8 protein-coding genes and 1 riboswitch are annotated in these 9,590 nt (G+C 70.7%); of the genes, 3 read left to right on the top strand and 5 right to left on the bottom strand.

Features of this window, described 5'->3' with window-relative positions; translation table 11 throughout:
* The 3 genes from V7793_RS27165 to def form a co-directional block, all read left to right on the top strand.
* On the top strand, positions 1-1,020 hold a 1,020-nt coding region (locus V7793_RS27165), incomplete at its 5' end, for an HD-GYP domain-containing protein (RefSeq protein WP_336010999.1).
* Positions 1,021-1,296: 276 nt separating this feature from the next.
* On the top strand, positions 1,297-2,283 hold the full coding sequence (locus V7793_RS27160; protein WP_058047142.1) for a tetratricopeptide repeat protein: 987 nt from the start codon (positions 1,297-1,299) through the stop codon (positions 2,281-2,283).
* A gap of 69 nt (positions 2,284-2,352) precedes the next feature.
* Positions 2,353-2,991 (top strand): peptide deformylase, encoded by a 639-nt coding sequence (def, locus tag V7793_RS27155; protein ID WP_336010995.1) that lies wholly within the window; start codon positions 2,353-2,355, stop codon positions 2,989-2,991.
* 22 nt (positions 2,992-3,013) lie between these two features.
* On the opposite strand, the gene V7793_RS27150 is transcribed toward def, so the two are convergent.
* From V7793_RS27150 to V7793_RS27130, 5 genes are all read right to left on the bottom strand, one after another.
* Positions 3,014-3,379 carry a YciI family protein gene (locus V7793_RS27150; protein ID WP_336010992.1) on the bottom strand — a complete coding sequence of 122 codons (366 nt, stop codon included), beginning with the start codon at positions 3,377-3,379 and terminating at the stop codon, positions 3,014-3,016.
* Between the two features lie 120 nt (positions 3,380-3,499).
* Positions 3,500-4,522 (bottom strand): ribonucleotide-diphosphate reductase subunit beta, encoded by a 1,023-nt coding sequence (locus V7793_RS27145; protein ID WP_336010989.1) that lies wholly within the window; start codon positions 4,520-4,522, stop codon positions 3,500-3,502.
* Entirely contained in the window at positions 4,522-6,909 is a 2,388-nt protein-coding gene (locus V7793_RS27140; protein WP_336010986.1) for a ribonucleoside-diphosphate reductase subunit alpha, read from the bottom strand. Before V7793_RS27140 ends, V7793_RS27145 begins: the two co-directional genes overlap by 1 nt.
* A 172-nt stretch (positions 6,910-7,081) precedes the next feature.
* A riboswitch (adenosylcobalamin-variant (AdoCbl-variant) riboswitch) is annotated at positions 7,082-7,182 on the bottom strand.
* 228 nt (positions 7,183-7,410) lie between these two features.
* Positions 7,411-9,036 carry a monocarboxylate uptake permease MctP gene (mctP, locus tag V7793_RS27135; protein WP_336010984.1) on the bottom strand — a complete coding sequence of 542 codons (1,626 nt, stop codon included), beginning with the start codon at positions 9,034-9,036 and terminating at the stop codon, positions 7,411-7,413.
* The gene (locus V7793_RS27130) at positions 9,033-9,290 is read right to left on the bottom strand and encodes a DUF3311 domain-containing protein (protein ID WP_058046183.1); all 258 of its coding nucleotides are present in this window, start codon (positions 9,288-9,290) and stop codon (positions 9,033-9,035) included. The genes mctP and V7793_RS27130 overlap by 4 nt, the downstream gene beginning before the upstream one ends.
* Between the last annotated feature and the right edge of the window lie 300 nt (positions 9,291-9,590).

The following is a 9,590-nucleotide window of genomic DNA, read 5'->3' as shown; positions in this document are numbered from 1 at the left end:
GCGCACTGCGCCCCGCAGGTCGTCGCCGTCGTGCTCGCCGCGACCCTCGCCGGGGCGATCGGCCGCCCGCCCACCCGCGACCACCTCGCCCGCCGCCTGCTCACCACCGGCTTCGCCGCCCTCTGCTTCCAGCCCCTGCACCACTCCGGCGTCCTCGACCGCTGGCCCGGCCACGGCCCCGCCTACGCCTTCGTCCTGCTCCTCGTCCTTGCGCTGACCACCCTCTTCGACGCCGTGCTCGCCGCGGTCCTCACCCGCGCCCGCACCGGCGGCCCCTACGGGCCCGTCCTCCGCGACGAGCTGCGCGCCCTCGCCGGCATCGGCACCGCGATCTGCGCCACCGGCGCCGTCATGGCCCTCGCCGTGGGCGTCGCCGGTCTGTGGGCCCTGCCGGTCTTCTGCCTGCCCCTGCTGCTCACCCAGCTCTCCTTCCACCGCTACACCGCGGTGCGGGCCACGTACCACCAGACCATCGCCTCCCTCGCCCGCTCCACGGAGATCGCGGGCCACACCCCGGCCGGGCATGCCCGCCGCGTCGCCGCCCTCGGCAGGGCCGCCGGACGCGAGCTCGGCCTGTCCGAGACGGACCTCACCGTTCTGGAGTACGCGGCTCTGATGCACGACATCGGCCAGCTCTCCCTCCTCGACCCCGTCCCGGCCGGGGCCACGGAGTCGCTGCCCCCCGAGCAGCGCCGCCGCATCGCCCTCCTGGGCGGCGCCGTGGTCCGCCAGACCGGGGTGCCGTCCGACGTCGCCGTCGTCGTGGAGCGGCAGGCGGACCCCTACCGCGAGCAGCCGCTCGCCGCCCGCGTCGTCCGCACCGTCAACGCCTTCGAGGACCTCGTGGGCCGGACCGGCTGCGGGCCCCTGTGCGCCCTGGAGCGGCTGCGCCTCGACACCGCCCACGAACACGACCCGCAGGTCGTGGCCGCCCTGGCCAGGGTGCTCGCGCGCGGGGGCGGCGGCGGGGGAGCGGAGCCGGGGCGCGGCGGGGGTGGACCGGGGCCGGACCAGGGGTAAGAGTCCGGTCAAAGCGGGAGTACCGCGGTGAACCCACGGGTAATGAGCGGGCGTCCAAAGGGGCATGGTTGGATGCGAAGAGGAGAAGACGACAGAGAAAGACGGGGAAACCACGGAGACGACGGGGGGCGTCGGGCGCGCCGCCTCCGGCACGGAGGCGGATCGGTCGCGACTTCCCGGAGCGAGTGAGATGTGGCAGGTTGTCGTCAGGGAGGACGGCGGCCTTCACCTGGGTCATCCGGCGTGGTCGCACGCAGAAACCGGCAGGCGGGAATCGTGAGGATCTTCGGCAAGGTACGGCACCGGCCTTCCGCCTCGTGGCGGCAGGCCACCGACCGTGCCTTCACACTCATCGGCGACGGCCGGTACGAGGACGCGGGCGCGCTGCTGACGCGCGCGGCGGACATGGAGCCGTGGCTCTCCGAGTCGTGGTTCAACCTGGCGCTGCTGCACAAGTTCCGCCACGACTGGGAGCAGGCCCGCGCCGCGGGGCTGCGCGCCGTGGCGCTCCTGGACCGCGAGGCCGGCGCCCCGGACTGGTGGAACGTGGGCATCGCCGCCACCGCCCTGCAGGACTGGCCCCTGGCCCGCCGCGCCTGGCAGGCGTACGGCCTGCGGGTCCCCGGCGAGGGCACCCCGGCCGGCGAGCCCGTCGGCATGGAGCTGGGCAGCGCGGCCGTCAGACTCTCGCCCGAGGGCGAGGCGGAGGTCGTCTGGGGCCGCAGGCTCGACCCGGCCCGCATGGAGGTCCTCTCCATCCCGCTGCCCTCCTCGGGGCGCCGCTGGGGCGAGGTCGTGCTGCACGACGGCGTCCCTCACGGCGAGCGCGTCACCGCTGCCGGGCCCTCCTACCCCGTCTTCGACGAGATCGAGCTGTGGGCCCCCTCGCCCGTGCCGACGTGGGTCGTGCTGCTGGAGGCCGCCACCGAGGCCGACCGGGACGCCCTGGAGCGCCTCGCGGCCGACGCCGGCTTCGCGGCCGAGGACTGGTCCTCGTCCGTGCGCCTGCTGTGCCGCACGTGCTCCGAGAGCCGCATGCCCAGCGACGAGGGCAACGGCGAGCACCTCGACCCGCACGACCACAGCGAGCCCGGCCACCCCGGCCCCCTCGGGCACCGCACGGCCGGGTCCGGCTCCCTGTGGGTGCCCGAGCGCGAGTGCGGCATCGCCGCCCCCGCCGGGCTGGTGCGGGGCCTGCTGGACGGCTGGGTCGCGGACAGCCCCGACACACGCGAGTGGCGGGATCTGGAAGAGGTCTGCTGACGCCCCCGAGGGCGCCCCTTACCCTGTATAGGCATCCTTTTGGGTTTTGAGAGAGGCATAACGGCGGACATGTCGCAGCAGTCGCAGCAAGAGACCGACCAGCCGGTGGACGACGAGTTCATCGTGGACACCGAGGACTGCGAGGAGCGCGAGCTCGCGCACCGCGAGCGCGGCACGTCCCGCCCGATCACCGTGGTCGGCAACCCCGTCCTGCACCGCGAGTGCAAGGACGTCACCTCGTTCGACGCCGAGCTCGCACAGCTGATCGACGACATGTTCGCGAGCCAGCGCACCGCGGAGGGCGTGGGCCTCGCCGCCAACCAGATCGGCGTCGACCTCAAGGTCTTCGTCTACGACTGCATGGACGACGAGGGCGTCCGCCACGTGGGCACCGTGTGCAACCCCGTCCTGGAGGACCTCCCGGCCGACCGCCGGATCCTGGACGACTCCAACGAGGGCTGCCTCTCCGTCCCCACCGCCTACGCCTCCCTCGCCCGCCCCGACTACGCGGTCGTCAGCGGCCAGGACGCCGAGGGCAACCCCATCCGCGTCCAGGGCACCGGTTACTTCGCCCGCTGCCTGCAGCACGAGACCGACCACCTCTACGGCCGGCTCTACATCGACCGCCTCTCCAAGCGCGACCGCAAGGACGCCCTGAAGCAGATGGAAGAGGGCACGCCGCGCTACCCGGTCGTCGCCAACGACTGACCTCGCGCCCGCCACACGCGTTCTACGAGCCGTCCGGGAAGTCGGAGGCCTCGAAGACCGGGCGCACCTCGACCTCGCCCTCCCGGAAGGGGATGCGCCGGGCCCACTCCAGGGCCTCGTCCATGGAGTCGGCCCGGATCACCCAGAAGCCGGCGACCAGGTCCTTCGCCTTCCCGCCGAAGGGCCCCTCCGTGACGACGGGCGGGCCGCCCGAGTACGTCACGCGCGCCCCCTCGGAGCTGGGGCGCAGCCCCTCGCCCGCGAGCATCGCCCCGGCCTGCTGCAGCTGATCGTTGTACGCACCCATCTCGGCGAGCATCTCCGTGGTCGGCAACGTACCGGCCTCGGACTCCTCGCTCGCCTTGACGATCATCATGAAACGCGGCATCGCGTGCCTCCTGTCGTATCCGGATCCGCACTTGGATTCCCGGACGGGAGACACGCGATGCGAGCTGTGGAGGGAATTAACCCGCCGGGCTCAGACCCGCCGGGCTCACTCCGCCGTGGCTCAGAACTCCTCGTCGAAGCCGACCGAGCCCTCGACCGCCATCTGGTACGCGGAGGCGCGGCGCTCGAAGAAGTTGGTCAGCTCCTGGACGTTCTGCAGCTCCATGAAGGAGAACGGGTTCTCCGAGCCGAAGACCGGCTTGAAGCCCAGGCGCTGCAGGCGCTGGTCGGCGACGCACTGGAGGTACTCGCGCATGGACTCGGTGTTCATGCCCGGCAGGCCCTCGCCGCACAGGTCGCGGCCGAACTGCAGCTCCGCGTCGACGGCCTCCTTCAGCATGTCGGTGACCTGCTGCTGGAGCTCGTCGTCGAAGAGGTCGGGCTCCTCCTGGCGGACGGTGTCCACGACCTCGAACGCGAAGTTCATGTGCATGGTCTCGTCGCGGAAGACCCAGTTGGTGCCGGTCGCCAGGCCGTGCAGCAGGCCGCGGCTGCGGAACCAGTACACGTAGGCGAAGGCGCCGTAGAAGAACAGGCCCTCGATGCACGCGGCGAAGCAGATCAGGTTGAGCAGGAAGCGGCGGCGGTCGGCCTTCGTCTCCAGCCGCTCCAGCTTCTCGACCTCGTTGATCCACTTGAAGCAGAACTGGGCCTTCTCGCGGATGGAGGGGATGTTCTCCACCGCGTCGAACGCCGCGGCGCGGTCGTCCGGGTCGGGCAGGTAGGTGTCCAGCAGGGTCAGATAGAACTGGACGTGCACGGCCTCCTCGAAGAGCTGCCGCGACAGGTACAGCCGCGCCTCGGGGGAGTTGATGTGCTTGTACAGCGTCAGGACCAGGTTGTTGGCCACGATCGAGTCACCGGTCGCGAAGAACGCGACCAGGCGGCCGATCATGTGCTGCTCGCCCGGGGAGAGCTTGGCGAGGTCGGCGACGTCCGAGTGGAGGTCGACCTCCTCGACGGTCCAGGTGTTCTTGATCGCGTCGCGGTAGCGGTCGTAGAAGTCCGGGTACCGCATGGGGCGCAGCGTCAGCTCGAAGCCGGGGTCGAGCAGGTTCTTCTGGCGATCGGGTGCCGTGGTCATTACTGGCAGGCCTCGCAGGACTCGGGGTTCTCAAGGGAGCAGGCGATGGCGTCCGCGTCGGGCGCGGCCTGCTGCACGGGGATGGTGGCGGGGGCGGCGGCACCGCCGGACGCCGCGCGGGCGATCCGGGTCGCCGGGCGCGAGCGCAGGTAGTACGTCGTCTTGATGCCCTGCTTCCAGGCGTACGCGTACATCGAGCTGAGCTTGCCGATGGTGGGCGAGGCCATGAAGAGGTTCAGCGACTGGCTCTGGTCCAGGTACGGCGTACGGGACGCGGCCATGTCGATCAGGGCGCGCTGCGGGATCTCCCAGGCGGTGCGGTAGAGGTCGCGCACCTCCTGCGGGATCCAGCGCATCTCCTGGATCGAGCCGTTGGCCTCGGTCATCGCCTCGCGGGTGGCGCGGTCCCACACGCCGAGCTTCTTGAGGTCCTCCACCAGGTAGGTGTTGACCTGCAGGAACTCACCGGAGAGCGTCTCGCGCTTGAAGAGGTTGGAGACCTGCGGCTCGATGCACTCGTACACACCCGCGATGGAGGCGATGGTGGCCGTCGGGGCGATGGCGAGCAGCAGCGAGTTGCGCATGCCGACCTCGCCGATGCGGGCGCGCAGAGCCTCCCAGCGGTCCTCCCAGGCGGCGACGGCGTTGGGGTAGTGGTCCGGGTGCAGCACGCCGCGGGCGGTGCGGGTCGCGGACCAGGCCGGGTGCGGGCCGTGCCGCTCGGCGAGGTCGGCGGAGGCCTCGTACGCCGCGAGCATGATGCGCTCGGAGATGCGGGTGGACAGCTCCTTGGCCTCGGGCGAGTCGAAGGGCATGCGCAGGCGGAAGAAGACGTCCTGCAGGCCCATCAGGCCCAGGCCCACCGGGCGCCAGCGGCTGTTGGAGCTGCCGGCCTGCTCGGTCGGGTAGAAGTTGATGTCCACGACGCGGTCGAGGAAGGTGACGGCCGTGCGGACCGTGCGGTCGAGCTTCTCCCAGTCCATCTCGCCGTCGGCACCGAGGTGCTGCGCGAGGTTGACGGAGCCCAGGTTGCAGACCGCGGTCTCGCCGTCGTCCGTGACCTCGAGGATCTCGGTGCAGAGGTTCGAGGAGTGGACGACCGCGCCCTTCTCGGCCGTCTGGTTGGCGGTGCGGTTGGCGGCGTCCTTGAACGTCATCCAGCCGTTGCCGGTCTGCGCGAGGGTGCGCATCATGCGGGCGTAGAGCACGCGGGCCGGGATCTGCTTGACGGCCTTGCCCTCGGCCTCGTACTTGCGGTACGCGGCGTCGAACTCGTCGCCGTAGAGGTCGACCAGGTCGGGCGTGTCGGCCGGGGAGAACAGCGACCACTCGGCGTCGGCCTCGACGCGGCGCATGAACTCGTCCGGGATCCAGTGCGCGATGTTGAGGTTGTGGGTGCGGCGGGCCTCCTCACCGGTGTTGTCGCGGAGCTCCAGGAACTCCTCGATGTCGGCGTGCCAGGTCTCGAGGTAGACGCAGGCCGCGCCCTTGCGGCGGCCGCCCTGGTTGACGGCGGCGACGGAGGCGTCGAGGGTGCGCAGGAACGGCACGATGCCGTTGGAGTGGCCGTTGGTGCCGCGGATCAGCGAGCCGCGCGAGCGGATGCGGCTGTACGACAGGCCGATGCCGCCGGCGTGCTTCGACAGGCGCGCCACCTGGTGGTAGCGGTCGTAGATCGAGTCCAGCTCGTCCAGCGGGGAGTCCAGCAGGTAGCAGGACGACATCTGCGGGTGGCGGGTGCCGGAGTTGAAGAGCGTGGGGGAGGACGGCAGGTACGACAGGGTGCTCGTCAGGCCGTACAGCTCGGCGACGTCGGCGACGGCGCGCTCGGAGTGGTCCTCGGCCAGGCCGCAGGCCACGCGCAGCAGGAAGTGCTGCGGGGTCTCGATCACGTTGCGGGTGATCGGGTGGCGCAGCAGGTAGCGGCTGTGCAGGGTGCGCAGGCCGAAGTAGCCGAAGCGGTCGTCGGCGCCGCCGAGGAGGGCCTCGTCGACCAGCTCGTCCAGGCGCGCGGCGTGGGTGGCCACGAAGGCGGCGGTGTCGTCCGCGATCAGGCCCTCGCGGTGGCCGACGGCGACCGAGGCGGAGAAGGACGTGGCGCCCTGGCCGGCGGCCTCCTCGGCGATCGCGCGGGTGAGCAGCCGGGCGGCGAGCTTGGAGTACTCGGGCTCCTCGGCGATCAGCCCGGCGGCGGCCTCGGTGGCGAGGGAGCGCAGCTCGGCCTCGTCCGAGTTCGCGCTCCGGCCCCGCAGTGCGGCGGCGGCGACCTTGCCGGGGTCGGTGGCAGGAAGGTCGGCGGTGAGGTCGGTCAGGGTGCGCAGCAGCGCGGTCCCGGGGCCGCCGGTCGCTTCTTCCGCTGAGACCGGATCGGCGGGCGCGATGGTCACTGAGGCTCTCCCTCGCTCGGCTGGGTGGGCCGGCGGGAGAGCACGACGGTCGCGTACGGGCGCGCCTGATGGACCAGGGCATGCCTCGTAGGCGTCCGCCGGCCCAACCCGCGAGGCCCGGACGAATTCAACGCCCATAGCCGAGCCCAGGGCAGGCTCGGTGGAGGGCGTGCTGCCGGCAGGTACTCGGACTCCTGCATGCGCGGCTTAACGGCATACATGCACCGTTGCGGGACAGTTCCGGATTTTCACCGGATTCCCCTGCGACGACAGCGAGGACGAGCATACATCTAGTGCCGCCCCTCGTACGCGCCCCCACATGTTGTGTCGCGCGGTAAGCGCATAGGTCGGAATGTGTTATCAGGCCCCGGTGTTGAGGGTGGGTTCGCAGGTCGGAAGGGGGATCGGGTGCGGGGTGCGGCGAAGGGCCGCCACGCCCCCTCCAGAGGGGCGTGGCGGCCCGGTCGGCTCCGCGGGGCGAGGGCCCCGCCGAGGGTCGCTCTAATGCCCTCCAGGGGCCCCTGCGGTGGCCGGCGGGAGCTCGCTGCGGACCCCGGGGTCGCCGGCGTCCGCCGTGTAGTCCGCCGCCGATGTCTCGTCCGTGCCGTCCGGCACGCGCAGCGCCTTGAGGGCGAAGGTCAGGACGATGACGACGATCACATTGAGCGCGAAGGCGGTGAGCCCGATATAGCCCTTTTCTCCGATAAGGGGGATGAGGTTGGTATTCCCGAAATGATCCTGCGTCGCGCTCGGCGTGTCGTAGGCCTTCCAGGTGCCGTAGCCCATCCCCGCGGCCCAGCCGGCCAGCAGGGCCCAGCGGTGGAACCAGCGGGTGAAGAGCCCGCCCACGAGGGCGGGGACCGTCTGCAGGATCCAGATGCCACCGAGCAGCTGGAAGTTGATGGCGACGGTCTTGTCCATGGTGAGGACGAAGACGAGCGCGCCGACCTTCACCAGCAGCGAGGCGAGCTTGGAGACCTTCGCCTCGTGCCCGGGCGAGGCGTCCGGCCGGATGAAGTCCTTGTAGATGTTGCGGGTGAAAAGGTTCGCCGCGGCGATCGACATGATCGCGGCCGGGACCAGGGCGCCGATGCCGATGGCGGCGAAGGCCACGCCCGTGAACCAGTCCGGGAACATGTCCTCGAACAGCTGGGGGATCGCGAGCTGCCCGTTCTTCACCTTGATCCCCGCGGCGATGGCCATGAAGCCGAGCATCGCGAGCAGGCCCAGCATCAGGGAGTACAGCGGCAGGATCGTCGTATTGCGGCGGATGACGTTGCGGCCTTTGCTGGAGAGAACCGCCGTGACCGAGTGGGGGTAGAGGAAGAGCGCCATCGCCGAGCCGAGCGCGAGCGTCGCGTAGGCCCACTGCGCGTCCGGACCGCTCACCAGGGCGCCGCGCGGCTTGCCGGTCTCCGGGTTCTTGACGGCGAACGCTTCGCCCGCCTTGCTGAAGATGTGGTCGAAACCGCCCAGCTTGATGGGGATGTAGATGATCGCCACGATGATCACGATGTAGATCAGCGCGTCCTTGACGAAGGCGATCAGCGCGGGCGCCCGCAGCCCGGAGGAATAGGTGTAGGCCGCGAGGACGCCGAAGGCGATCAGCAGCGGCAGGTCCTTCATGAACCAGTTCGACCCGCCGCCCACGCCCAGCACGTCCAGGACCGCCTGTATGCCGACGAGCTGCAGCGCGATGTACGGCATCGTCGCGAGGATGCCGGTGAGCGCGAGGGCGAGCGAGAGGCCCTTCGAGCCGAAGCGGCCGCGGACGAAGTCCGACGACGTCACGTAGCCGTGCTTGTGGGAGACCGACCACAGGCGGGGCAGGAAGGTGAAGACCAGGGGGTAGCAGAGAATCGTGTACGGCACCGCGAAGAAGCCGGCCGCACCGCCCGCGTAGATCGCCGCCGGGACGGCCACGAAGGTGTACGCGGTATAGAGGTCGCCGCCGAGCAGGAACCAGGTGACCCAGGTGCCGAAGGACCGGCCGCCCAGCCCCCACTCGTCGAGGTTGTCCGCGTTCTCGGCCCGCCGCCACTTCGAGGCCATGAAGCCCATGACCGTCACGGCGAGGAAGAAGAAGATGAAGACGGCGAGCGCCACGCCGTTCACGCCGTCCTTCATCGCCGCTCACCCGCCTTGCGGGCCCGCTCCTGGCGTCGCACGAGCACATAGGCGACGACGGTGAGCAGGGTCGACACGGGCACCCACAGCATCTGGTACCAGTAGAAGAAGGGGATGCCGATGAAGGCGGGCGCGGTCCTGGCGTAGGAGTCGACCCACAGCATCGCGACGAACGGCACGGCCAGACACAGTCCCGCCACGGCCAGGGGCAGGGTGACGACCGCCCTCCTGCCGCCCTCCGGTGGTTCCGTCATGGTGGTGACTCCCCCCTGTGTGATCACTGCGTGATGCGCAGGAAATCTAGGCGAGGGCCCCGTTGGGCGTCACCCCCTGTCCGCATATCGGTATGACAACGACATCGGACCTGTTGAAAAGGCGTTCCGTTTATGGTGAGTTGATGGACATGGAGGGGACTTGAGGTGGGCGGTCGCCGGCTGCGGCGACGTCGTGCGGCGTCAGGTACTGCCGGCCCTGCGCGGCCTGGGCGAGGAGACGGCGTACGTCTGGGGGCGGGATCCGGCGCGCGCCGCCCGTACGGCCGCGGAGCACGGGGT

Source organism: Streptomyces sp. KLMMK (assembly GCF_036961605.1).
Lineage (GTDB): Bacteria > Actinomycetota > Actinomycetes > Streptomycetales > Streptomycetaceae > Streptomyces > Streptomyces telluris.
Note: the sequence above shows the minus strand (reverse complement) of the source record. Positions and strands in the feature narration are given on the sequence as shown.